The organism is Bacillus sp. 1021 (genome assembly GCF_014534735.1).
GTDB classification, from domain to species: Bacteria; Bacillota; Bacilli; order Bacillales; family Bacillaceae; genus Bacillus; species Bacillus siamensis.
In genome coordinates this window covers 81,023-103,939 of sequence record NZ_JACVSR010000004.1, presented here as the reverse complement: position 1 = coordinate 103,939, position 22,917 = coordinate 81,023, and the positions used below count along the sequence as shown (strand labels likewise).

Here is a 22,917-nt window from a genome sequence, read left to right as displayed (position 1 = left end):
ACTAATTATGTTATATTTTATCATAGCAAATTTATAACAGTGAGCAAACAAAGATTTTAACCAATTAAAGAAAGAGAGTATTCCGCCATGAGATTACCAGCCAGAATAGCGCTGCTTTTCATCCTCTTCTTTTCCGCAGACCTATGTTTTTCCTATGTGCAGAAAGAACTGAGGCTGCAAACGGCATTACAGGAAAGAGATATACCAAGCGATCTTCATCCGCTCGTTAAACAGAATGCGCAGTTATTGCAGACGGCCGCACTGAAAAAAGGCATCACCGTCGTTATCACAGAGGGTTTCAGATCAATTGAGGAACAAAACGAATTGTACCGTCAAGGACGTTCAAAAAAAGGAAACATCGTCACCTACGCAAAAGGCGGAGAATCATACCACAATTACGGCCTTGCCATCGACTTCGCCCTGCAGAAAAAGGATGGCAGCCTGATTTGGGATATGACGTATGACGGAAACCGAAACGGCACGCCCGATTGGCTTGAGGTCGTATCGATTGCCAAAACGCTCGGTTTTGATTGGGGAGGCGATTGGAGAGGCTTTAAAGATTATCCTCATTTACAAATGATCCCTGGCTAATAAAACCTTTTCTTTTTTCGCTTTTGCGCATCAATATACGGAGGATATACAGGCCTGTACACAAGCTTATACCCTTCACTGCCGGACGGCGTAAAATCGCGCTGCCATTCCAGCTGCAGATGGAAATCAGATAAAAAAGCTGCCTTTGCTTCTTCAAGGGTAACGGCCGGCACCGGATTGATCCGCTCCAGCTGCTCCGGATCAATATCAGGCGCCATGTAAGCTTCCACAAGCCCGGTTACGGGACTGACAATGATCCTCGCAGCGCCGAAACGGAGCGGAATATCCCGATACCATACGGAAAAATGGAAGCGGAACCGTCCCCTGCCGTCCGTTTTCAGCGGATTCATTTTGAAAAACTCGTCCGCTCTCGGATAAAGCTTGTATAAAAACTGAAGTGCGACTTCCTCACACTCTTCCGCTGAATAAACGGCCGGGCCCGTATGCTCAATAAAAGATTTAAAGGCCGTCATTTTCCCTGTCTTTTTGTCCGTTTTCATCTTCATTGTATTTTTGTTGCTGCTTTCAAAATAGCTTTCTATACTCAAATCTTTCCGTTCCGGAACTGACCCTTTCCGCCATGTCGTTCCGATCTCATCTCCGAGGCCGCGGCGGCGTGTCTGAATCATATCCGCGGTAAACCCCATCAATTCATAGATACTGGCTTCCCCTTTATATTTAAGCGCGGGAAGCGGTTTTGCCGGTTCGTTTCTGTCTTCGCAAAGCGGCTGATCCGGAACGATTTCATCTTCTCCGGCAGGATAGCTGTAGGCCGGCAGGATCGGTTCATAGACGAGACGCGGCGTTTTCTCAAAATTGACAACGTCATAGACGAGACTGAATGACAGCCCGCTCATATAATGCGAGATCACTTTCTCCTGATCGACGAATGTTTCCGGGACGGGCGCTTCACCCTTATCCCCATAATAGATAAACTGCACGACGAAGCCGCTCTCGGTTACATCAACGAAAAAACCCGAATCGGGAAGCGGCCTGCCGAACACTTTTTTTGTATAGTTAAAACGGATGCACCCATTGCGTTCTTCCCTCGCCTGAAAAGTGAAGTTCATAAAAGTAAGCGGGCGGTGTCTGGCCGCAAACCGAAGAGCCGTCAGCTTTAATTCGGCATCTGACAGCTGAATGTCTGAATCCGGACGGTCATTGCGCGAATATGCAAGCAAAGATCCGTCGCCGCCCAGCTCAATCGTTACCGTTTTGTCCGGATGGTTGCGATCTTTCCATATATAATAGGCTCTCGTTTTTTGTTTTTCATCAAAATCTTCTATTTCAAGCTCATAGTGCGGCGGTATGTTCCCGATCTCCAGCGCTTTTTTTCTCAGATGTTCTTTCAGCAATGGGGTCATCCTTTCAGAAGAGTGTATAAAAAAGAACTGTTTTTTATTATATAAAAACGTCCTTATCCTTTTAAAGGGAAGAAAGTGCCTTTTATGTGTCTATTTTTAGCAAAGAGGGAAAACAGCCGTATTCAAAGCGGCTGTTTTTCATACAAATGTCACACTTCCCGCGAAAGCCCCGGGACGAACGCCTATAACCTTCAGCCTATTAAACTCATAATCGCTTCTCCCGTATGAGCCTCAATAAACCGCGGGAAAACCGGCTTGTATACGAGCCTGTACACATTTCTGCCGCTGTCGTCATCGTAACAGCGATCCCAAGCGAGCTCGGCTTTGATATTCCGGCGGATCGCGTCCTTCGCCTCTTCCATTGTCAATGAAGGAACGGGATCGATATGATCAAGCTCTTTCGGATCAATTTCCGGCGGCATATATACAGTGACAAGACCCGTCTTTTTGCTGACACAGATTCTCCCCTCTCCGAATCGCAAATCAACGCCGCCCGAACAAGCCTTATATGTAAGTCCCACGTTTTCTCCTTCATCATCCGGTTCATCATATTGAACCCGGAAATACTGATCCGCTTCCGGAAACATGGCGAATAAAAAGCGGATGGCCATGTGATGGCATTCTTCCTCGGAAAACTCCGGTTCGCCTTCACTTTGTATAAATGACATTACCCCGGTGAGCCGGCCCGATTCTTTATCATACCTTGTTTTCAATACATGTTCATTCCGCTCTTTTAACAGACTTTCAAAGCTTTTATCTTCCCGTACGGATTTTGTTTTTTCAGGGCGCCACGCTATGCCGATACTGCCCTCTCCAAGATCGCTTTCCCTCTCTTTATAAAAACCGTCATGCAGCCCGATCATGTCATTGATGCTCATCTTTTCCGCTTCAGGTGCAGGGCGTGAAATCGGGACATACGGACGCGTGTCGTCTTCCAGCTCTTCACACTCTTCTAATTCTTCATTCTCTTCCTTCAGGTCAGCCGATATCGGCCGCGGCGGAGATACGATTTCATAGACGAGATGGGGCTTGTCATCCCCCTGCACATAGACGGACTGGTGCAGTACGGTGAACAATAGCTCTGCTTCTATTTGTTCGACAAAGTGATCCAATGCATCCCGCTTGTCCGCAATTGTCCCGGGTCTTAACAGCTCATCCGCCCTCCCATAATAAGAAAAACCGGTTACTTCCCCTGTCACAGCCTGGTCAATGTAAAACCCGGTCATCGGAAGCGGCAGACCGTCAGCCATCTGAACATAGGAATATCTCACATCACCATCATTTACGGAGCTTTTTTTCTCCCATTCGAACTCAGCCAATGCCCCCGGACGATGGGTTTCTGCAAACGCCCGCATCCGTTCTTCTATGTCCGATTCCGAAAGAGGCGGCAGATCAGTCCGAAAAGCCGGACGGGATAAGGATTTCAGTTTTCCGTCCCCGTCCAATTCGACCATGATGCCGGCTTCCGGATCATTCTTGTCTTCCCACCAAAACAGAACCTCATCTTCCTGGTATTCTTCCACCTTACTCTCGTAGCCTGCAGGTACGTTTCCGATTCTGAGAGCCAGCTGTTTCAATTCTTCTTTTTTCATCATAACACTTCCTTTTCTTCCAAAAAGATTAATGATTACCAAGACTCTTTTAAACAAATCTAGTATAATTAACCTGCCTTTCTTCATGACTATTGAATCAACCATTACAACAACAGGGGGTTAACCAGATGTCCATCAAAAAAATGAGCGCCGTGTTTTTCATTTTGCTTCTCACGGCATTTACTGCTGCATGCAGCAGCGAAACGAGCAGCGGCCAGGAAAGCGGCACGGCGAAAGTGAATATAAAAGATACGGCGTGGGCCGCTTCAGACGATACCGAACATCCGGCCGCACTTAAAGTAACGGTCACTGTCAAAAATACGGGCAAAGACCCGCTTACCGTCAAAAGCAGCGACTTCTCGCTTTACCAGGATGACGCGAAAACAGCGGCGGCCGATAAGGAAGACCAGATGCAGAGCGGCACGCTTCATGCGGGCAAGACAGTGACGGGCAATCTGTACTTCACGGCTGACGAAGGCAAATCATATGAATTGGTATATCAGCCGCAGGCAAAAGACGCGAAGCCTTTATCTTATAAACTGAAAGTCAAAGGCACAGCCTCAAACGCAAAACCTGAACCGGCGGACGCATTATCCGCATACATTGATGTGATGCTGTACGGCAAGCACAATAAAGATTTCACCCGCCTGACCGGTGTAAATGAAAAAATGACGGCCGCCGCCTATCAGGAATCAGCGAAAGCCAGCTTTATCGCTTCAGCAGGCATTTCACAGGAGCAGGCGGATTCAAAAGCCATTTCCGCTATTATTGACGCCATGTCATCAGCGCTGCGGGATAATACAGAGCTCAAGGTGCATACCAAATCCATGTCAGGCAAAAAAGCCGTCCTTGAAGCCAATGTGACGCCGCTTGATATGTCTCCGCTTGCGGGCCGGCTGCAAGACCGCGTGCAAGACTATGCCGGAAAGCACCCCGATGCTGATGAAAACGAAATTGTCAGCCACCTGCTTTCTGTCTACCCAGAAGAGTTTATGCGCCTGAAACCGGCTTCTTCTTCAGTGACAAAAGAAATTGAAATGAAGAAAAACTCCCGCGGCCAGTGGTATCTGGATACAGATGCCGATCTGGAAGGATTGACGGAAGCGTTTTTGAAAACGTCCTGACAACAAGAAAGGAAATAGCGCAGGCTATTTCCTTTTTTTATTTTCACTTAAAGATATCACTGATATATTGAACTTCGTCCTCGGTTAACTGCACATCAAGCGCGTCCAGATTGTGTTTCAGCTGGCCGGGGCGTTTGGCTCCGGGAATGATCGCATCCACCGCAGGCTGTGACAGAAGCCACGCGAGTGCGATATGCGCTGTCTGCACGCCTTTTTCTTCAGCAACGGCCCGCATCTTATCCACTCTCTCCAGGTTTTGGTGAAAAGCTTCTCCCTGAAACGGCGGCCTGTTCTTTCGGCTGTCCTCAAAGACTGTGTCTTTTGTAAACTTTCCCGTCAGCAAGCCGGAAGCAAGCGGAAAATAAGGAATAAAGGAAATGCCGTTCTTTTCACAGTAAGGCAGCAGATCGCGCTCCGCCTCACGCTGAATCAGTGAATATTCCGACTGAAAAACCTCTAAATAGCCGTCCGCGTTAAACTCCTGCAGTTGTCCGAAGCTGAGATTGGACGCGCCGATTGCTCTGATTTTCCCTTCGTCCTTCAGTTCTTTTAACGTACCCGCCACCTCGGACAGCGGTGTTTTTCCGTCAGGGAAGTGAACGTAGTACAGATCAATCACATCTGTTTTCAGCCGCTTCAGGCTTTTTTCCGCCTCACTTCGAAGAAATTCACGGCTGTTGTCCAGTTCGATCTGCCCGTTGACTTCTTTGGGCGCGCCCTTTGAGGCAATGACGAGGCTGTCCCGCACGCCGCGCTCTGCGACAACTTCACCGATTAACTCTTCTGACCGCCCCAAACCGTATATAAACGCCGTATCAATAAAATTGACGCCGCCATCCAATGCTGTGCGGATGAGTTCTTTTCCCGTTTCATCATTGAGATTAGGAAACAGATTATGTCCTCCGACCGCATTTGCGCCAAAACCGATACGCTTTACCCGTAAATCCGTCCTGCCCAGCGTACGTGTTTCCTCCATGGCTCAGGTCCCCTTCCTTTTATACCTCTGTTTAGTATTAGATAGACGGTAAGAATTATCCTGCCTGAGAGCCTATCTACAGAAAAAACCTTGAAAAGCGTTTGCCCTTCAAGGTTTTTTTGCCGTGTATTAAGATGTCAGAGCTGCGGCGAAGCGTTCGGCTTCATCCGTGAGAGCACCCTCGATTTCCTTATAGCGGCTGGAAATCGTTGAGGCGCTGACGCCGTACTTCTTCGCCAGCTTCGCTTGAGAAACGGACGCGCCGTTCAGAGAAATGCTGTTCACATAATATTCGACCGCCGCCGCGAAAGCTTCCGGCTTTCTGATCGTCGGTGCTTTTTTGACACAGAACGTTTTCCACAGATCAATAACGGCCGGAACCAGCTCAGCCGGGTATTCATCCCCGCTCAGGCCTTTTTCAATGGCGTCTGCCGTTTCCTTCTCCATGTCGTTGGCCCACTCTGTCTGTTTTTCTTCAGCAGCCTGCTCAGGCTCTTCCGCAGTTCCTAAAAGAGCGGCCAGCACAGTGTCGAAGTTTTCCTCCATAAAGCGCTCAGGCGATTTTCCTTCCGCAAGGGCCGGGGCCGCCGCTTTTTTCACTTTGCTGATCAAAGCTTCAGTCCGCTTCACAGGGAAGATCGTAAATTGCATGAAGAACTCCGCTTTTTCCGCTTCGTGGATCGGATAGCCGAGAATCAGGCTTCCCTCCGGCGGAAGATCCTGCTGGCTGACGTCCATTTCCACTTTGAATTGTTTTTTCGTCATCACATCTTCAAAGTGAATCATTCCTTCTTTCACATCTTCAAGCACCATAACCGCTGGTGTCATGCTTTTCCATGATTCAACGATTTCTCGTGTTTTCGGACGGTTGATGCCGCCGGCTTTTTTCTGAAGGTATTCTTCAAAAATCGTCTTGCCGCCTGCCAGCGGTCGGAAGAAAATGCCCCAGATGCCGAGGTTGAAGACTCCGATGTCTTTTGTCTGTCTGTCCAGCTCCGCAATGAACTCGTGCTGGTTAATAAATGATGATATGCCGTCTCTATGTGCTGTAAAGGCGTACTCCATTAGGCTTTCCTGAATCTGTTTCGCTTCTTTTGCCGCGATGTCTGCCGGAATGGCAGCTGCTTTACTTCCGCAGCATTTTTTATATTTCTTCCCGCTGCCGCATGGGCAAGGGGCATTTCTTTTCACTTTTCCCACAATAAACCCTCCGAATTCTGATATAACTTTATTATTTTAACAAAAATAACTTCAGAGGGCTTGGTTTACGGCTAAAAAAGAATTTGGAAGAAAAAAAGGCCCCGGGAGATTCTCTTTCTCCGGGGCTTTGAAACGGTTAATTTGTATTTTGTCCGCCGCCGTTCAGACCTTCTTTAATCAGCCCGTTTACTTGGCTGTTCATTAAAAGTCCGATGTGCCCGACACCGTGAATCTGCACGTTTTTCCCGCCGATCAGCCGTGACAGCGGGTTCATGACGATTAAGTCCGCTGAGCTGTAAATCGATGTATACAAAATCTTTTGGTTCGGATCAGTTCCCGGAAGCGCTCTGTTGGTCACAAGACCGTTCGCTCCGCCGAGTGTGACGACGTTTGCGATTTTGTCCCCGCCGTCAAGATTTTTAATGTAATAGAGCGTGTTGGCGCCGCCCATGCTGTGCGCGACGATATCGACTTTTTTCGCGCCCGTTTCGCTGAGCACTTTTTTCACGTAATTTGACAGTCTCGGTGCATTGTGTCTGTTGTTTCCGGTTTTGTCCAGAAAATCAATGGCGTACATCTCATTTCTTGACCAGCCTTGGGATGCCAAGTACGTTTTGATTCCCGCGAAATTAAAGGACGCCCCGCCGATTCCGTGGACCATGACAACCGGGTTATGCTCTGAGGAGGCTTTCGATACGGTCGGCTGGAAGGCAAATACGGAAATGACGGACAGCATGCAGACTGTAAGAATCGCTAGGATTTTGCTTTTGATTTGTTTCATGAACTTTCCTCCTGTTATGTAATTTTTTGCAATTTTCATTCTATTAGAGAAGAAAAGGAAAAAATAGAGTATTTTTTCCTGTTTTCAACAATTGAAAAAGAGGCGGAAAAATGAGAAAGACGCCCCTTTCCCGAAAGCACACTTATACTTTAATACGGCAAACAAAAAAAGGAGAGAACACCTGGTTCTCTTCTCCTAGTACTCATTGAAATAGGTTTGAATCCGCTTAGGGTCATGCGTTTTTGTCAGCGCGAGCATCAGCAGAATCCGCGCTTTTTGAGGGTTGAGAGAGTTTGAAGCTGTCAGATGGTCTTTTTCATACTCTCGATTAGGTGTTACCGCCCCGTTTCCCGTCCTTGTGGAGCGGACAACCGCCAGCCCGCTTTTGACCGACTTTACGGCGCCTTTTTGCGCCGCATCAGACATTGAGCCGTTTCCCGGGCCTGCAAAAATAATGCCTTGCGCTCCTGATTTTGCGGCGGCTTCAAAGAGATAGCTTCCGTCATTTTGATAGCCGTATATAATATCGACCTGCGGCAGTTTATCAAGTTTATCGATCTGGAAATCTGTATCTTTCGTATGCTTTCGGGTCATGATGTTATTAAAATAGATGTCATCAGCAATCGTACCGATATAACCCATTTCTTCCGATTTGAATGTGTCGGTCGCGGTTGTATTGGTTTTTGTCACATATCGCGCCGAAGCGATTCTGTCATTTAATACGACAAGCGTCCCCTTGCCTTTCGCATCAGGCGCAGCCGCGGTTTTTACCGCGTTATATAAGTTGGACGGCCCGTCAGCTCCGATCGCCGTGGACGGCCTCATTGACCCGGCGACCACGACGGGTTTGTCACTTTTGACCGTCAGATTGAGAAAATATGCGGTTTCCTCAAGTGTGTCTGTTCCATGTGTAATGACAATGCCGTCTGTATCATCAGACTTGAGCAGCTTGTTTACCCGTTTTGAAAGTTTCAGCAGGGTCTCGTTATTCATATTCTGGCTGCCGATATTCACAATCTGTTCTCCGCTGACATGCGCGATCTCCTTCATCTCCGGGACTGCCTGAATCAGGGCATCAACTCCGATCGCCCCTGCGGTGTACTCCGTGGCGGACGTCTTTGAAGGAGCAGCGCCTGCAATTGTGCCGCCGGTGGCAAGAATTTTAATATTCGGCAGTCCGTCTTTTTTTGCTGAGGCTGAGGCTGCCATCTGGTGCGGTGTTTCTTTCGCCTGAGGAGATTGGGAGCAGCCGGCCGCTATGAAGAATAGAGCCGTGATAAATGTAATGAATGGCATGAATTGTTTTTTCATTCTTTTCTCTCCTTTTCTTTATTTATGAAGATTTCCCTCTCATCGGTCAACGCGCTTGTCAGGCAATCTTCCGAAGAAAATAACTGTAAAAACCCTTGACACCGTCATGGGAAATCAAGATAATAGACCAGTCACTATATTTTAAATTTGTCATCAATCAGTAAGGTGGGAACATTATGAGTTATGGAGATTCTCGTGAAAAAATCCTCGCTGCGGCAACCAGGCTGTTTCAGCTTCAGGGGTATTACGGCACGGGACTGAATCAGATTATTAAAGAAAGCGGCGCGCCGAAAGGTTCTCTTTACTATCATTTTCCGGACGGCAAAGAGCAGCTCGCCATTGAGGCTGTCAAAGAAATGAGCCATTATATCCGTATGAAAATAAAAGAAAGCCTTGATGCCTATCCCGACCCTGCGGAAAGCATTCAAGCGTTTTTACAGGACTTATCAAGCCAATTCACATGTCCGGAGAATTTCGAAGGGTTTCCTGTCGGTTTACTGGCTGCCGAGACGGCTTTAACGAGCGAAAAGCTCCAGCAGGCCTGTCAATGCGCTTATCAGGAATGGGAGAATCTGTTCGCCGGCAAATTGAGATCAGCCGGTTTTTCCGATGAGAAAGCGGCGGAAATCAGCACTGTTTTAAATGCCATGATAGAAGGCGGCATCATTTTGTCTTTAGCAAAAAAAGACAAAATGCCGATCATCCATATTTCCAAACAAATCCCCAACCTGCTGAAGACATAAAATACAAGAGACATGTTACGTAAAGAAAGAGAGGAGAATGTTTTTGGAAAACGCTCAGCCTTCCAAACAATATAAAGTTATGCCGATCATGATTTCTTTGCTGATGGCAGGATTTATCGGCATGTTCAGTGAAACGGCGCTGAATATTGCCCTGACCGACCTGATGAAGGAGCTGCATATCACTCCCGCGACCGTCCAGTGGCTGACGACGGGCTATCTGCTCGTTCTCGGTATTCTTGTCCCGGTTTCAGGTCTGCTTTTGCAATGGTTTACGACGAGACAGCTGTTTATCGTTTCACTCGCTTTTTCCATTATCGGCACGCTGATTGCAGCGCTTGCACCGAGCTTTCCGTTTCTTTTGGCGGCAAGAATCGTGCAGGCTTTAGGAACCGGACTGCTGCTGCCGCTGATGTTTAATACGATCCTCGTCATCTTCCCGCCGCATAAGCGCGGAGCGGCGATGGGGACGATCGGGCTTGTCATCATGTTTGCTCCTGCAATCGGTCCGACGTTTTCAGGGCTTGTGTTAGAACACTTGAACTGGCATTGGATTTTCTGGATTTCCCTGCCGTTTCTCGTCTTGGCTCTTTTATTCGGCATCGCCTACATGCAGAATGTATCCGACATTACAAAGCCGAAAATTGACGTGCTTTCCATTATTCTGTCTACGATCGGATTCGGCGGCATCGTCTTCGGTTTCAGTAATGCGGGCGAAGGATCAGGCGGCTGGTCAAGCCCGACGGTTATCGGTTCGCTTACTGTCGGTGCGATCGCGCTCATTTTATTCTCCATCAGGCAGCTGAAAATGAAGCAGCCGATGATGAATCTGCGCGCTTTCCGCTATCCGATGTTTATTCTCGGTGTCGTGATTGTATTTATCTGTATGATGGTTATCTTATCAACAATGCTTCTCTTGCCTATGTATTTACAAAGCGGATTGCTGCTGACGGCATTTACGTCCGGGCTCATCCTGCTTCCGGGCGGTATTTTAAACGGATTTATGTCTCCGATAACGGGACGTCTGTTTGATAAATACGGACCGAAGTGGCTTGTCATTCCCGGGTTTGTCATCACGGCAACCGTGCTTTCGTTTTTCTCAAACATTAACGGCGCTTCAACGGCGCTTCTGATTGTCGCGCTTCATACATGCCTGATGATCGGAATTTCCATGATCATGATGCCGGCGCAAACGAACGGCTTAAATCAGCTGCCGCCGGAATTTTATCCGGACGGAACAGCCATTATGAATACGCTCCAGCAGATGGCCGGCGCAATCGGCACTGCGGTGGCAGTCAGCATCATGGCTGCCGGCCAGAAGAATTATATGAGCACCGCGAAAAACCCGAATGATCCTTCCGCATACTCTCACGCGCTGATTGCGGGCGTCCAGCACGCCTTTATCTTCGCGATGATTGTCGCCGTTATCGGTCTGATCAGCGCTTTCTTTATGAAACGGGTCAAAGTGAATCACTCATAAGAAAACAGCAGACTCCCCGCGGGTCTGCTGTTTTTTTATATCTTGAGCGCTTCAGCCAATTCATCAATCGCACAGATAAGGTCATCGGCCGTGTTATAGAAATGAGGCGCCAGCCGGATGATTTGTCCGCTGGGTGCGCATATGATGTTTTTCCGCTTCAAAAGCGCAGCGGTCTCCGCCGCTTTTTCATCCCGTATGGAAATCATGCCGGGTCTGTCATCGGCAGACGGCGGGCCTGTAAGAGTCAGTCCTTTTTCAAAAGCGTATTCATACGCAAATGCGCTGAGTTTTTTTACTTCCCGATGAATGCGGTCTGTGCCGACATCGTTTAAAAGGGATAAAGCCGCCTGTGCCGCATATATGCTGATAAATGCCGGGGTTCCGGTTTCAAAGCGTTTGGCTCCGTCCGCATAAGAAAAACGGGTCAAATCCAGCATCGACTCCCGCTGCTGTCCGAACCACCCGGTGACTTTCGGCTTCAGCCGTTCGGCAAGTTCCTTTCTGACATAGAGAAACGCCGTTCCCGGTATGCCGAGCATATACTTTCTCGCGCCCGCAGCGAGCATATCAACTCCCCATTCTTTTACGTCAATCGGGATGTGCCCAGCCGATTGATAAGCATCGACAAAAAGAAGCGATCCCTTCTTTGCGGATATCTCGGCAATGCGCTTCATATCCTGGACAAACCCCGACGTATATGACACATGGGGCACACAGGTGAAAAGCGTCTGCTCCGATATGTACGTCTCATACCGCTCTAGCGGGATCATTCCATCTTCAGACGGCACGACTGAAAGCTCCATCTCAGTCTGTGCCTTCAAAATGTGGGCGATCGCCGGAAAATCCAATTCCGTATACACCGCCTGTTTCTTTCGGCAATCCGGTAAAGCAGAAACGACGGCAGAGACAGCAGCCGTTACTGAAGGTAAAATGGCGATTTCTTCAGGCTTAGCGCCGATTAATTTCGCAAATTCACACCTTGCCTGCTCCGTGCGGCCCATGGCTTCATCCCAGTTTCCGCCGTTCTGAAGCAGGCTTTCCTGGTAGTCATTGATCGCTTTTGAAACCGGCCGGGCAAGAGCGCTTTGGGAGCAGCTGGCGAGCATCGTATGTGTGCGGAGCGCAGGAAATAAAGATCGGTATGGCACCAAAGACGAATTCAAGGCATGTTTCCCCCTTCGGCAGGAATATATGTCCATTATAGAGTATGGTAAAAAGAAAAGGAGGGTTTTTGATGGAGAAAAAAGTATTGCTGACAGGCTTTGACCCCTTCGGCGGGGAAACGGTCAATCCTTCATGGGAAGCGGTCAAACGGCTGGACGGTGCCGCTGAAGGCCCCGCTGCTATCGTATCTGAACAAGTGCCGACCGTTTTTTATAAGTCCCTTGCCGTGCTGCGGGAGGCAATCAAGAAACATCAGCCCGACATTATCATCTGTGCCGGACAGGCAGGCGGCAGAATGCAGGTCACGCCGGAACGGGTCGCGATCAACCTGAATGAGGCGCGCATACCGGATAACGAAGGGAATCAGCCTGTCGGGGAAGACATTTCTCAAAGCGGTCCCGCGGCCTACTGGACCGGCCTTCCGATCAAACGGATCGTTGAAGAAATAAAAAAGGAAGGCATTCCCGCGGCTGTATCCTACACGGCGGGGACGTTTGTATGCAATCATCTCTTTTACGGGCTGATGGATGAAATCAGCCGCCATCATCCGCACATCCGGGGCGGGTTTATTCACATCCCGTACATTCCGGAGCAAACCTTGCAGAAGTCCGCGCCGAGCCTCAGCCTGGATCACATCACTAAAGCGCTCAAAATCGCCGCGGTGACCGCCGCGGCGCATGAGGACGATATTGAAACCGGCGGAGGCGAGCTTCACTAAGCGGCTGACGCCGTCTCGGCCCATTTCTTCTTTCGGTAAACAATGCGGGACAGCGTCACACTGATTTCATAGAGGACGAGCAGCGGAATCATGACGAGAAAGTCAGACATAAAATCCGGCGGCGTAATCAGCACCGAGACGACGATCAGCATGAAATACGAAAGCTTCCTCGCCTTTGCCAGCCGGGATGGGTTCACAATCCCGATCCGCGTCAGAAACATGACGGCCAGAGGCATTTCAAACAAAAACCCGAACGGCAATGTCATGTTAAGCATAAAAGTAAAATACTTGTCCGCCGTAAATACTATGTCAAAATGGCCGGCGGATAATTGTGTTAAAAATCCGAGCACAATCGGAAACAGTACAAAATACCCGAAGGAAATTCCGATAATAAACAAAACCGAAAGCCCCGGAATGTAAAGCAAAGCGGCGCGGCGTTCAAACGGGGTCAAAGCCGGCGCCGTAAAACGCCAGAGCTGAAAGGCCGCAACCGGAATCGCTGCCGTAATGGCGCATATTCCCGCAATCATCATATACACCCATAAAATCTCGCTCGGCCCTAAAACGGCCAGCCTTCCATGCAAATCCTTGATCAGCCAGTCATAAATATCCTGCACAAACCAGCATGCGCCGATAAAAAACACGAGAAAGGCGATAACGGTTTTAATGAGACGCTGCCGGACTTCCTCTAAATGCCCGATCAAGTGGGTTTCTTTTTTATCCAATCGTACTTCCTCCTTATATCAAAAAGGGGCAGAAGCGGATCTCTGCCCCCGTGTCAGGATTCAGCCTGCCGTTTTGTCTTTCTCAGCCGTCTGCTTGTCCGGCTCTTCATTTGAGACCAGTGTTTTTGCGGCGCTTTTAAATTCAAGCAGCGTGCGGCCGGCGGCACGGCCTATTTCCGGAAGCTTTGAAGGCCCGAAAATGATCAGAGCGATGACAAAAATCAAGATTAACCCGGGAATGCCGATATTTGAAAACATAAGTATGCCCCCTTATTGTGAAATTTTGGCCCGTTTCTTTCTCATTTGCTTTTCATGCGCACTGTTATGGGCGAAGAAACGATCCTCTTCCACCTCATTTGACTGCTTTAAGCCGCCTGCAACCGCTGCCTGTGAGACCTTCCGAATTCCCGTCTGGTCTTTTTGATAAATGAATGAAGCCCGCGTGGAAACCTCAGCCCCCGGCTCCGTCACATAAGGCACCACTCTGTAATCCGCCCTCCATTGGGCAGGCGTCACCGTACAGCGGACATAGCCGCGGTAGTCGTTAAAAAACTTAATATGCGGGTTTTGTTTTAAGATTTGATCCGTATCCGCCCGTTTATCCGCCCCGTTTCCTCCCGATGTGATGGAAGTCCCGACGAATTCGGCTCCGAAGATCTTTGAATTCGTTTGATTAAAATCGGTATGCAGGTTTGACGCCCAGCTTGCATGAACATCACCCGTCAGCACGATGACATTGTTCAGGTTTTTGCTTTTTATAAAATTGATGACCCGCTCCCGCTGCGCCGGGTAGCCGTCCCATGAATCCATGCTGAAAATCGGCTTGTCAGTTGTTCCGAAATTCCATTGCGCGAAAAAGATTTGCTGGGCCAGCACATTCCACTTCGCTTTTGAAGCGGCTAAGTTGTCGAAGAGCCATTGCTCCTGCTCTGTCCCCATCAATGTACGCTTCGGATCTCTCCACTCATCAGAAGGCGGTTTATTCCCATCGCCGTTGGCCTGATCATCTCTGTACTGTCTTGTATCAAGCACATTGAACGACGCTAAATTGCCATAAGAAAATTGCCTGTACAGCCGCATATCAGGGCCGTTCGGAAGCGACATGCGCCTGAGCGGCATGTGTTCATAATAAGCCTGATAAGCCGCAGCCCTTCTGAGCACAAACGCTTCAACCGATTGGCCTTTTTCGGGAATGACATTGGCATAATTGTTCTCCACCTCATGATCGTCCCAAGTCACGACCCACGGAAATGCGGCGTGGGCGGCTTTCAGATTGGCATCTGAGCGATATTGGGCGTGACGGTTGCGGTAATCTGACAGCGTGTATACTTCGGCGCTGCTGTGCGTCCTGACATTCCCCGTCTTTGCCACATATTCGTTCGGCCCGTATTCATAAATGTAATCTCCGAGATGGAATACGAGATCAAGCTTTTCCTTCGCCATATGTTTATACGCCGTATAATAGCCGTGTTCATACTGCTGGCAAGAGGCAAACGCAAACGTCATGGCGGATACGTCAGCACCGGGAGCAGGCAGCGTTTTCGTCCGGCCGACGGGGCTGAGCTCATGCCCGCTTTTAAACCGGTAATAGTACACTTTATTGGGCTTAAGCCCGTCCGCTTCAACATGGACGGAATGTCCGAGATTCGGTTTGGCCATTTCCGTTCCGCGTTTGACGACATGGCGGAAATGTTCATCTGCGGCGATTTCCCATTTAACCGGAACGGCCTGATTCGGCATTCCTCCCCCATTCAGCGGGTCCGGGGCAAGACGTGTCCAGAGAATGACGCTGTCAGACAGCGGATCACCGGAGGCCACGCCGAGGGTGAACGGATAGTTTGAAAATGTCGGAGCGGCATTCACTTCAAACGCGCCGATGGATTGCGCGATCGCCAGCCCGAGGGAAAGGCCTGCGATTTTCCCGGCGCCCTGTATAAATGCGCGGCGGTCAAACGTATTGTTTTGAAAGCTTTTGTTCTCCAATTCCTTGATCCATTCATCTAAACGGCCGTCATGTGTCATGTCAGTTCCCCTTTCGTCTCATTGATCGCCCCCATTATAGAAAAGAAATGTTAAACCGTTATGAAGAAGTGTGAAGGATTTGTAAGGGCGGAAAGTGATCGGCGGGAGACATTTTTCACATTGTTTCGACAAATCTTTCCCGTCCGGGAGAAAACCCCCTCTGTTTCTGTTTGGCTTTTCATCCGTCAAGCGCACTTTGTTCCTATTTTTCTTCACAAGAAATTAAAAAACACCGTTCATTCTAAGAACGGTGCTCCGGGATTAAAATGTATTGTACACGTTTTCGCACGTTTCCCCTGTCGGCTGATAGAAGCAGTGGGATTTGAATCTGGCGACAAACGGCTGATTGTACCATGTCGGCGGGCAGTTTCCCGGCGGCCTAAAATACCACAGGCTGAATTTAGCCGGCCAAAACCGTTCTCCGCTAATATTCCGGCGGGCAAGCCTCCGCTCAGATTCGCGCGGCCTTTGGTAAAAATATCCGTGAGTCACCGCTTCAAACGCGTGCGGCTGAAACACCATCTGTCTGATGGTGCGCAGGCCTTTAAAATCAGAACAATTCGCCCGCACCCGATTGATTCCTACATTGCCGACCAAAAGCATTCCCTGCTTTCCTTCGCCTTCCGCTTCCGCCCTGAGCAGCCTTGCCATTAGATCGACATCGGCGCTCGACGCTTTTACGACTGCCATCATGACACCTCCCGTTTTTCTCCCTTCATCATATTCAGCCGTTGCCCAGTGATGACAGCCAAAAGCCAGAAAACAAATGTTCACAAAAAAAGGTTTATATTTCACGGGATGAGGAAACATACTAACATGATTTCCATAAGGAGGAATTCGCATGGAACATATTAAAGCGCTTGCCATTAAAGGCATCATGACCATCATCATTCTGTATCTCGTACTCGGCTTAGGTTTTCGCTTTACATTCGGCGACGTACTGCTGATGACCATTGTGTTGGGAGCTGTTTCCTACTTTACGGGCGACCTGTACGTGCTGCCGAGATGGAATAATATCACGGCGGCGTCCGCTGATTTCGGAATCGCGTTTCTTGTTGTCTGGCTGATGGGAATGCCGCTGTCCATGGGCATTTCAGGAGGAAGACTGGCGTTTGCGGCTCTTATTTCCGCTATCATCATCGCGGTCGGAGAATATTTTTTCCATATTTATCTGATGAGAAAAGATTTGGGCGGGTCACGTTTTTTGGAGCCTCGGTCCGAATAACGCAAAAAAGGCCGGATAACGGCCCCCTTAAAGGGGGCTTTTTATTTGTAAAGGTATAAACGCTTTATACATCTTGATATAACTGATAAACCCTTTTCAGCCTTTCTTCGAGCTGTTCAAAATGAACAAAGCGGGCTTCTCTCAGAAACTCAGTCCCATCAATGAACAAAAGAAGCACGGGGACAGTGAAGACTGAAAATCTGCCGGCCACCTCTTCTGCCTCGTCAGCATTGATATGCCCCAATTTGATATTCGGAAACTGATCCAATACCTTTCTGAGCTGCGGCAGAACAGCGTGACATACTGTACAGGCGGGTCTTGAAATGTAGATAAAACTGAATTGATGCTGTTTAATAAAATTCTCGATAGAATCTAATGAATGTAAGTCTGTCAGCTCTTTCATCAAAACCCTCCTTCAAATCGGCTCGTCTTTCATGACCAAGCCCATCAATACTCGTACATTCACTATACACATTTATATTGAACATATCCGCTTTTTTGCTATTCAGAGCACCTTAACGTTGTGCTTGAAAAATAAAAGAACAGTTACCGCTTTTCAGCAACTGTTCTTAGATCCTTATATTAAAAATGCAAAGCGTAAGCTCCTGAACCGATGAGTGCAACTCCGATGGAAACTGCAATCAGCACCAAGTTATATTCAAAACCGCCGGCACCGTTCGCAAACCCTTTCGCTCCATGGACTTTTACAATGGCACCTAACATAATGATTGTTATGATAGCAGCTCCAAGCGGGAGGAATACACCTAAAATAAATAAAATTCCGCTTGCGAGTTCCCCGAGACCTGATAAAGCGGCCGCGGCATTGCCTGGTTTAACTCCAATTGACTCGAACCATTGTCCGGTTCCTTTAATCCCGTATCCGCCAAACCAGCCGAATAGTTTTTGTGATCCATAAAACAGAAACACCACACCAATCATGATTCGAATAAGTAATAGTCCTGCATCTTCCATTTTTATCTCTCCTTATTTTTCATATTATATGATGTCTGCAAGGCAGCTGTTTACCAACAGCCGCTTCCAGCAAACATCTGTTAAATGTATGTCTTTTTATTTTTCTTCATGCTTCACGTTCATCTATCAATCAATCTAGTTCTCTCACTTCAAACGGCAGCAGCCCTTGTTCAATTTGTGCCCGGTGGGGTTCATACTGCTCAGGGAGCATCAATTTCCCGCCCATTGTTTCTTGTGACTCATCATGGGCAAAGCCCGGCGGATCAGTTGCGATCTCAAATAAGATTTCCCCATGTTCTCTGAAGTAAACCGCATTAAAATAGTTTCTATCCTGAACAGGAGTTACACCATATCCGTGCGCAGCAATGAATCTTTGCCAATCTAATTGATCTTCATCATCCTGAGCCCGCCAAGCGATGTGATGGACCGTGCCGACACCCATTTGTCCGCGGCCGATAGGCGTTAATTTCAGATCAATCACATTTCCGATATCACCGGCAGAACGATAACGAACGAAGTCTCCTTCTTTGCCGACTCGCTCAAGCCCCATGATGTTTTCTAACAATTCACCTGTTTTTTCAGGCTGTGCTGATAACAGGGTTGCACCGCCAAAGCCTTTAATGGCAACATCCGGGGTTACATCTCCGAAAGTCCACGTATTGGCGTCCCCTGCTTCTCTTTCCACGATTTCTAAATGCAGGCCATGCGGATCATCAAATTCTATATATTGTTCTCCAAAACGCTCGATTTTTGTGTATGGCACGTTGAACTTTTCAAGTCTCTTTTCCCAAAATGCCATAGCACCCCTCGGCACGACGTAAGATGTCACGCCGACCTGTCCGTCTCCAATGATGCCTTGGCGGGCGCCCGCCCACGGAAAGAAGGTGATGATTGTTCCCGGCTTCCCGCCTTCATCCCCAAAATAAAGGTGATACGTAGCCGGATCATCAAAATTGACCGTTTGCTTGACCAATCGCAGCCCCAGCACTCCAGCGTAGAAATCAGCATTCTCTTGAGGATGACCGACAATTGCTGTAATATGATGGATTCCCATCGTTTTTTTAGCCATTTTTATCCGCCCCTTTACAAATAGTTAAATATACTCCACAAACTCATTCACAGGCTTTCGGTAGCCGCGCGGCCTTCTGCTTTCTGTTTTTTCTTTCCCGATTGTAATCATCATGACAACCTCAAATTGATCATCTATATTCAAAATCTCTTTCACGGCTTCAGCATCAAACCCGATCATCGGACAGGTGTCCCAGCCTTTTTCCTTAGCACTCAGCATAAACATCATCGCAGAAAGTGAAGCATTTCTTATCGCCTCATCTCTCTTAAATGGTTCTCCCCTGTTTTCATAAAACGAAACGGTGTCTTGAACCATGTGATCATACTCTTGTTTATTTAATACCCCCAGCATCTTCAACCCTTCATAGATGTCAGCCGCTTGCTGATATGCCTGCTTATCCCCTAAAACCAAAAGAACCGCTGATGAGCTAAACACTTTATATTGTCCGTTTGCGGCCTGCTTCAGCTTTTCTTTTACATCCGGGTTAAGAACTGTCACATATTTTGTATGCTGCAAATTAAAAGCTGATGGAGCCAACGCAACCAATTCAAACATTTCGTTGAGTTCATCTCTTGTGATTGGATGATCTGGAAGAAAGTTGCTTGCAGATCTTCTTTCCTTCACCAGCTGTACAAATTCAGTCATTTCTCTCGCACTCCTTTTTATCTCGAATTCGAGATATTATGGTATAAAAAATCAAATAGCATATGATCAAAAAACGAAACGTTCTCTTACTGATCTTTTCGCGATTTAAACGATCGGCAGGTTCTTATCCTGCACTCTAATTAAATTATCTTGAATTAAAATATCTTGACTTCGAGATAATAATAAAGGATAAATACTTAAATGTCAACAGTTCATTTTTAAATTCAGCGCCATTTTGTCTATGTACTGTTTAGCCCTGCTCCAACTTTTTTTCTGTCACCTTATTTATTAGTAAACAGGAAAAAACCTTGCTATAGACCCACTCGAAACTGAATTGGTATGATAAGCAAAGTGATTACACAAGAAAGGATACGGAGAGCGAATCAAAAGCGCTCCTCTTTTTTTGCGCAGTTTTATAGGAGGACAAAATGACAAGTGAAAGAGAACAAATAAGCAAAAAGGTCGCTTTGATTGCATTGATAGCCAATCTGATCTTAATGGCAGGAAAGATCTTTTTTGGACTGATAGGCGATAGTGAAGCCGTTTTTGCCGACGGTATACACTCTGCAGCGGATGTCGTGGCTTCGATTGCTGTCCTGGCCGTCATCGGCATTTCTAATAAGCCGCCCGATCAAGACCATCCTTTCGGGCATGGCAAAGCTGAGGTCATCAGCGAAGCAATTGTAGGAATCATATTAGTGCTCGTTTCTGTGTATATTCTAATAGAAGCGATTTCGTCCTTTGTTGAAGGTCCAAGCGTTCCGCAATACAGCGCATTGTTTGCGGCTCTGATATCCTACGCGGCTAAGCAGATCTTATATCGTTATTCGATCAAACAAGGAGAAAAATGGAACAGTAAAGCGATTATAGCGATTGCATACGATCATAAAGGCGATATCGTTGCCTCTCTTGCCGCTTTTATCGGCGTCCTATTGGCGATTATCGGGAACACACGCGGATGGTCCTATCTGTTGTACGCCGATGCAATTGCCAGTGTCATCGTGGCATACCTCATTTTTAAGATTTCAATGGAATTAATTAGGCCGTCTGTTGACGTTCTCATGGAAAAAAGTGTCGATCCCGAACTGATAGAGGAATATAAAGCGGTTATTTTGCATTGTCCTCAAGTCAAACGGCTCGATAAAATCCGAGCGAGAGAACACGGCCACTATAAATTGCTTGATGTCCGGTTATCTTTGGATCATGATTTGACGATTAAGCAGGGACACGATATAGCCCGTGAAATCCGAAATGAAATCAAAAGACATTTTTCAGATGTTGAAGAAGTGCTCATCCATGTGAATCCTTATTTTGAAGAATGAAAAAGCAGCTTGTAGAGAAAATGATGTTTCTCTACAAGCTTTTTTCTTTTGTGCTGTTTCTTTCCATATTCATTTGATTTCAGGTGCAGAAAAAGCACTCCCGCATGCCTGGCCTTGCTTAGCTGGGTATGTGGCAACTTTTCAACGATGAAAAAGATTATGTTTTATATCAATTTTTCGAAGCAAATGATCCTCTTCGACGAGTTGGTCAAGCAGACGAATTCGGCTGTGTTTTGAGAAGAATTTCTTGTGTGGCACATGAGAAAGACACCGTCCTTTTCAGTCTTTCTTTTATTTTATGACAGGATATTTTAAGGGAAAAATAAAGACTGTCGAGATTTTCTCGACAGCCTGAAGGCCGGATAACGGCCTTTTTCGTTTGATTTCACTGATCAAGATGCTTTTTGATAAAATACAGCAGCGTGTTTCCCTGAGCCGTCAAAATGACCCCCTTCGCGCCGCACTTCGGGCAGGGCGCGCCTTCCTTCTCCGCCCCGGTTCCTTCACAATGCGGACAGGTGAGTTCAAGATCGTCGGTGGCGATCACCATGAATATCCCTCCTTTTTTGATTGTTTGTCCGTCTCCAGTCACTTTCCATGGCCATCACCTCCTTAACGATACAAAAAAACCCCGTCCATCAAAGGACGAGGTTTTCGCGGTGCCACCTTTATTAACGGCTGTAAAGCCTTCACTCAAAAAGTACAGAAACACACGGTTTCAATACTCCTTTCTTGATAACGGGGAAAGAATCCCGGCACCGCCTACTGTCATTTCAGCGCAGCAATTCAGAAGCCCATTCGGCACCGGACGGGGATCGGTTCACAGCGGCCACCGACTCTCTGAACCCCGCGCGCTGATGCGTACTTACTCTTCCTCAGCATTGTTCATTCGTTCTATGATTTTAAAATGTATCATACGCTGTCTTCCGGCCGAAGTCAATAACCTTTCGAATCGGACAGGCCGAGCATTTCCCGCGCCATTTGCATATGCTCCTCTTGCCCCGTTTGAAGCGCAAACTTCGCTGTTTCCATAGGATAGGCGGCCTGCCATTCTGTTACATGCTCCTGCATTTTCGGCCAGACGCGTCCGCCTTCAGCCTCGTAGCTCTTCATCAAACGTTTCGTTTCTTTTTCTCCTAATATCATTTGATAAAGAACAAAATCTTTGGCCGGATCGGCAACCTTTGCCTCCGTCCAATCGAGGAGACCCGTCACACGCTGATTTTCGCCGATTAAAATATGCGGAGGATGCAAGTCACCATGGATCAGCACGGAAAAATCAGGCCAGTACGAGCTGTCATTTATCCACGTTTGCCATCTTTGCCAAAGCTGTTCTGAGACCCCGATTTCTTTTTTTATATGATCCATTGATTCCGCCGCCCTTTGCCTGACGTCATCCGGTTTTATGATTTCGATTCCGGATCTGGAGGCCGCATCCGGGTCTGCTCCGTGCAGCTCGGCTAATGCCGCGGCAAGCGAGCCGACAAAACCGTCTGAAGGCGGCTCGTGTTCCATGTTCCAGACATACTGTTTCTTATCCAGATCAATTGCGGCAGCGGGTTTTCCGTCCAGTTTCGGATAAGCGATCAGTTCCGGTGTATGAATCCGCCAATCGGGGACTGATACCGCGGCATGGCTGCGGAGAAACGCGAGAACATCGCTTTCTGCAGCCGCTCTTTCGATAACATCGGGACGGCGCGGCTTTCGGAGCACCCATGTCACGCCGCTGTCATCTTCAGCAAATACGACTTGGAAGTCCATACCCGTTTCATTTATGTCCGCCCCTTCATGTTTTAACCGTAAGCCATTTTCCTTTGCGATGTTCAGAACGGATTCTATTTCCCTTTGTTTTGTCATCTTGTTTCCCCATTTCCCTTATTTACTGACACAGAGCTT

General features: G+C 47.7%; 24 protein-coding genes and 1 other annotated feature. Of the genes, 7 read left to right on the top strand and 17 right to left on the bottom strand.

Annotated features, from left to right (window positions below):
- Positions 1 to 87: 87 nt before the first annotated feature.
- Positions 88 to 591 carry a peptidoglycan L-alanyl-D-glutamate endopeptidase CwlK gene (gene cwlK, locus ICW23_RS15050; RefSeq protein ID WP_016936845.1) on the top strand — a complete coding sequence of 168 codons (504 nt, stop codon included), beginning with the start codon at positions 88 to 90 and terminating at the stop codon, positions 589 to 591.
- Here cwlK and ICW23_RS15045 read toward each other — a convergent pair.
- Together ICW23_RS15045 and ICW23_RS15040 are read right to left on the bottom strand one after the other, a co-directional pair.
- A complete protein-coding gene (locus tag ICW23_RS15045) occupies positions 588 to 1,946 on the bottom strand; it encodes a YcdB/YcdC domain-containing protein (protein ID WP_188154722.1) in 1,359 nt (452 codons plus the stop codon). The genes cwlK and ICW23_RS15045 overlap by 4 nt on opposite strands.
- Before the next feature lie 200 nt (positions 1,947 to 2,146).
- On the bottom strand, positions 2,147 to 3,547 hold the full coding sequence (locus ICW23_RS15040; RefSeq protein ID WP_188154721.1) for a YcdB/YcdC domain-containing protein: 1,401 nt from the start codon (positions 3,545 to 3,547) through the stop codon (positions 2,147 to 2,149).
- A 128-nt stretch (positions 3,548 to 3,675) separates the two neighbouring features.
- Here ICW23_RS15040 and ICW23_RS15035 point away from each other — a divergent pair, with 128 nt between their 5' ends.
- On the top strand, positions 3,676 to 4,671 hold the full coding sequence (locus tag ICW23_RS15035) for a DUF5105 domain-containing protein (RefSeq protein WP_047476136.1): 996 nt from the start codon (positions 3,676 to 3,678) through the stop codon (positions 4,669 to 4,671).
- Between the two features lie 43 nt (positions 4,672 to 4,714).
- Here the strand turns inward: ICW23_RS15035 and ICW23_RS15030 are convergent, their stop codons facing one another.
- The 4 genes from ICW23_RS15030 to ICW23_RS15015 form a co-directional block, all read right to left on the bottom strand.
- Positions 4,715 to 5,647, bottom strand: coding sequence for an aldo/keto reductase (locus tag ICW23_RS15030; RefSeq protein ID WP_188154720.1), 933 nt, complete (start codon positions 5,645 to 5,647; stop codon positions 4,715 to 4,717).
- Positions 5,648 to 5,776: 129 nt separating this feature from the next.
- Positions 5,777 to 6,847, bottom strand: coding sequence for a helix-turn-helix domain-containing protein (locus ICW23_RS15025; protein WP_016936850.1), 1,071 nt, complete (start codon positions 6,845 to 6,847; stop codon positions 5,777 to 5,779).
- A gap of 136 nt (positions 6,848 to 6,983) precedes the next feature.
- Complete coding sequence (estA, locus tag ICW23_RS15020; protein ID WP_016936851.1) at positions 6,984 to 7,628, bottom strand: lipase EstA; 645 nt, start codon at positions 7,626 to 7,628, stop codon at positions 6,984 to 6,986.
- Between the two features lie 195 nt (positions 7,629 to 7,823).
- Positions 7,824 to 8,939, bottom strand: a complete 1,116-nt coding sequence (locus ICW23_RS15015) for a type II asparaginase (protein WP_016936852.1) — start codon at positions 8,937 to 8,939, stop codon at positions 7,824 to 7,826.
- Positions 8,940 to 9,115: 176 nt separating this feature from the next.
- Here ICW23_RS15015 and lmrA point away from each other — a divergent pair, with 176 nt between their 5' ends.
- Together lmrA and lmr(B) are read left to right on the top strand one after the other, a co-directional pair.
- Positions 9,116 to 9,682, top strand: coding sequence for a transcriptional regulator LmrA (lmrA, locus tag ICW23_RS15010; protein ID WP_016936853.1), 567 nt, complete (start codon positions 9,116 to 9,118; stop codon positions 9,680 to 9,682).
- A gap of 37 nt (positions 9,683 to 9,719) precedes the next feature.
- Positions 9,720 to 11,159: a lincomycin efflux MFS transporter Lmr(B) gene (lmr(B), locus tag ICW23_RS15005; RefSeq protein WP_032864767.1), complete on the top strand. Its 1,440-nt coding sequence runs from the start codon at positions 9,720 to 9,722 to the stop codon at positions 11,157 to 11,159.
- Between the two features lie 35 nt (positions 11,160 to 11,194).
- Here lmr(B) and ICW23_RS15000 read toward each other — a convergent pair whose 3' ends face one another.
- Positions 11,195 to 12,322, bottom strand: coding sequence for an aminotransferase class V-fold PLP-dependent enzyme (locus ICW23_RS15000; RefSeq protein ID WP_188154719.1), 1,128 nt, complete (start codon positions 12,320 to 12,322; stop codon positions 11,195 to 11,197).
- A gap of 71 nt (positions 12,323 to 12,393) precedes the next feature.
- Here ICW23_RS15000 and pcp point away from each other — a divergent pair, with 71 nt between their 5' ends.
- Positions 12,394 to 13,041, top strand: coding sequence for a pyroglutamyl-peptidase I (gene pcp / locus ICW23_RS14995; protein WP_045926304.1), 648 nt, complete (start codon positions 12,394 to 12,396; stop codon positions 13,039 to 13,041).
- On the opposite strand, the gene tatC is transcribed toward pcp, so the two are convergent.
- The 4 genes from tatC to ICW23_RS14975 form a co-directional block, all read right to left on the bottom strand.
- The gene (tatC, locus tag ICW23_RS14990) at positions 13,038 to 13,766 is read right to left on the bottom strand and encodes a twin-arginine translocase subunit TatC (protein ID WP_188154718.1); all 729 of its coding nucleotides are present in this window, start codon (positions 13,764 to 13,766) and stop codon (positions 13,038 to 13,040) included. The genes pcp and tatC overlap by 4 nt on opposite strands.
- 60 nt (positions 13,767 to 13,826) lie before the next feature.
- Positions 13,827 to 14,024: a twin-arginine translocase TatA/TatE family subunit gene (locus ICW23_RS14985; protein ID WP_003156681.1), complete on the bottom strand. Its 198-nt coding sequence runs from the start codon at positions 14,022 to 14,024 to the stop codon at positions 13,827 to 13,829.
- A gap of 12 nt (positions 14,025 to 14,036) precedes the next feature.
- On the bottom strand, positions 14,037 to 15,788 hold the full coding sequence (locus ICW23_RS14980; protein WP_045926306.1) for an alkaline phosphatase D family protein: 1,752 nt from the start codon (positions 15,786 to 15,788) through the stop codon (positions 14,037 to 14,039).
- Positions 15,789 to 16,049: 261 nt separating this feature from the next.
- The gene (locus tag ICW23_RS14975; RefSeq protein ID WP_188154717.1) at positions 16,050 to 16,478 is read right to left on the bottom strand and encodes a cell wall hydrolase; all 429 of its coding nucleotides are present in this window, start codon (positions 16,476 to 16,478) and stop codon (positions 16,050 to 16,052) included.
- 151 nt (positions 16,479 to 16,629) lie between these two features.
- Here ICW23_RS14975 and ICW23_RS14970 point away from each other — a divergent pair, with 151 nt between their 5' ends.
- Entirely contained in the window at positions 16,630 to 17,013 is a 384-nt protein-coding gene (locus ICW23_RS14970) for a DUF2512 family protein (RefSeq protein WP_016936861.1), read from the top strand.
- 64 nt (positions 17,014 to 17,077) lie between these two features.
- Here ICW23_RS14970 and ICW23_RS14965 read toward each other — a convergent pair whose 3' ends face one another.
- The 4 genes from ICW23_RS14965 to ICW23_RS14950 all read right to left on the bottom strand — a co-directional run bounded on the left by ICW23_RS14965 (position 17,078) and on the right by ICW23_RS14950 (position 19,699).
- Positions 17,078 to 17,416 (bottom strand): thioredoxin family protein, encoded by a 339-nt coding sequence (locus tag ICW23_RS14965; protein WP_045926308.1) that lies wholly within the window; start codon positions 17,414 to 17,416, stop codon positions 17,078 to 17,080.
- 179 nt (positions 17,417 to 17,595) lie between these two features.
- Complete coding sequence (locus ICW23_RS14960; RefSeq protein WP_007609195.1) at positions 17,596 to 17,985, bottom strand: DoxX family protein; 390 nt, start codon at positions 17,983 to 17,985, stop codon at positions 17,596 to 17,598.
- A 130-nt stretch (positions 17,986 to 18,115) separates the two neighbouring features.
- Positions 18,116 to 19,054: a ring-cleaving dioxygenase gene (locus tag ICW23_RS14955; protein ID WP_016936863.1), complete on the bottom strand. Its 939-nt coding sequence runs from the start codon at positions 19,052 to 19,054 to the stop codon at positions 18,116 to 18,118.
- 24 nt (positions 19,055 to 19,078) lie between these two features.
- Entirely contained in the window at positions 19,079 to 19,699 is a 621-nt protein-coding gene (locus ICW23_RS14950; protein WP_188154716.1) for a nitroreductase family protein, read from the bottom strand.
- 428 nt (positions 19,700 to 20,127) lie between these two features.
- Here ICW23_RS14950 and ICW23_RS14945 point away from each other — a divergent pair, with 428 nt between their 5' ends.
- Positions 20,128 to 21,021, top strand: a complete 894-nt coding sequence (locus ICW23_RS14945; protein WP_016936865.1) for a cation diffusion facilitator family transporter — start codon at positions 20,128 to 20,130, stop codon at positions 21,019 to 21,021.
- Positions 21,022 to 21,406: 385 nt separating this feature from the next.
- Here the strand turns inward: ICW23_RS14945 and ICW23_RS14940 are convergent, their stop codons facing one another.
- Both ICW23_RS14940 and ICW23_RS14935 read right to left on the bottom strand, forming a co-directional pair.
- Positions 21,407 to 21,571 carry a tryptophan RNA-binding attenuator protein inhibitory protein gene (locus ICW23_RS14940; RefSeq protein ID WP_016936867.1) on the bottom strand — a complete coding sequence of 55 codons (165 nt, stop codon included), beginning with the start codon at positions 21,569 to 21,571 and terminating at the stop codon, positions 21,407 to 21,409.
- An 88-nt stretch (positions 21,572 to 21,659) separates the two neighbouring features.
- Positions 21,660 to 21,909 (bottom strand) — a binding site (T-box leader).
- 48 nt (positions 21,910 to 21,957) lie between these two features.
- Positions 21,958 to 22,878, bottom strand: a complete 921-nt coding sequence (locus ICW23_RS14935; protein WP_188154715.1) for a macrolide 2'-phosphotransferase — start codon at positions 22,876 to 22,878, stop codon at positions 21,958 to 21,960.
- Between the last annotated feature and the right edge of the window lie 39 nt (positions 22,879 to 22,917).

Excerpts from the sequence above, each read along its gene's own strand:
- cwlK (WP_016936845.1), top strand. The coding sequence starts at position 88 with ATGAGATTACCAGCCAGAATAGCGCTGCTTTTCATCCTCTTCTTTTCC.
- ICW23_RS15040 (WP_188154721.1), bottom strand. The coding sequence starts at position 3,547 with ATGAAAAAAGAAGAATTGAAACAGCTGGCTCTCAGAATCGGAAACGTA.
- ICW23_RS15035 (WP_047476136.1), top strand. The coding sequence starts at position 3,676 with ATGTCCATCAAAAAAATGAGCGCCGTGTTTTTCATTTTGCTTCTCACG.
- ICW23_RS15030 (WP_188154720.1), bottom strand. The coding sequence starts at position 5,647 with ATGGAGGAAACACGTACGCTGGGCAGGACGGATTTACGGGTAAAGCGT.
- estA (WP_016936851.1), bottom strand. The coding sequence starts at position 7,628 with ATGAAACAAATCAAAAGCAAAATCCTAGCGATTCTTACAGTCTGCATG.
- ICW23_RS15015 (WP_016936852.1), bottom strand. The coding sequence starts at position 8,939 with ATGAAAAAACAATTCATGCCATTCATTACATTTATCACGGCTCTATTC.
- lmrA (WP_016936853.1), top strand. The coding sequence starts at position 9,116 with ATGAGTTATGGAGATTCTCGTGAAAAAATCCTCGCTGCGGCAACCAGG.
- pcp (WP_045926304.1), top strand. The coding sequence starts at position 12,394 with ATGGAGAAAAAAGTATTGCTGACAGGCTTTGACCCCTTCGGCGGGGAA.
- ICW23_RS14985 (WP_003156681.1), bottom strand. The coding sequence starts at position 14,024 with ATGTTTTCAAATATCGGCATTCCCGGGTTAATCTTGATTTTTGTCATC.
- ICW23_RS14980 (WP_045926306.1), bottom strand. The coding sequence starts at position 15,788 with ATGACACATGACGGCCGTTTAGATGAATGGATCAAGGAATTGGAGAAC.
- ICW23_RS14975 (WP_188154717.1), bottom strand. The coding sequence starts at position 16,478 with ATGGCAGTCGTAAAAGCGTCGAGCGCCGATGTCGATCTAATGGCAAGG.
- ICW23_RS14970 (WP_016936861.1), top strand. The coding sequence starts at position 16,630 with ATGGAACATATTAAAGCGCTTGCCATTAAAGGCATCATGACCATCATC.
- ICW23_RS14965 (WP_045926308.1), bottom strand. The coding sequence starts at position 17,416 with ATGAAAGAGCTGACAGACTTACATTCATTAGATTCTATCGAGAATTTT.
- ICW23_RS14960 (WP_007609195.1), bottom strand. The coding sequence starts at position 17,985 with ATGGAAGATGCAGGACTATTACTTATTCGAATCATGATTGGTGTGGTG.
- ICW23_RS14955 (WP_016936863.1), bottom strand. The coding sequence starts at position 19,054 with ATGGCTAAAAAAACGATGGGAATCCATCATATTACAGCAATTGTCGGT.
- ICW23_RS14950 (WP_188154716.1), bottom strand. The coding sequence starts at position 19,699 with ATGACTGAATTTGTACAGCTGGTGAAGGAAAGAAGATCTGCAAGCAAC.
- ICW23_RS14945 (WP_016936865.1), top strand. The coding sequence starts at position 20,128 with ATGACAAGTGAAAGAGAACAAATAAGCAAAAAGGTCGCTTTGATTGCA.
- ICW23_RS14940 (WP_016936867.1), bottom strand. The coding sequence starts at position 21,571 with ATGGTGATCGCCACCGACGATCTTGAACTCACCTGTCCGCATTGTGAA.
- ICW23_RS14935 (WP_188154715.1), bottom strand. The coding sequence starts at position 22,878 with ATGACAAAACAAAGGGAAATAGAATCCGTTCTGAACATCGCAAAGGAA.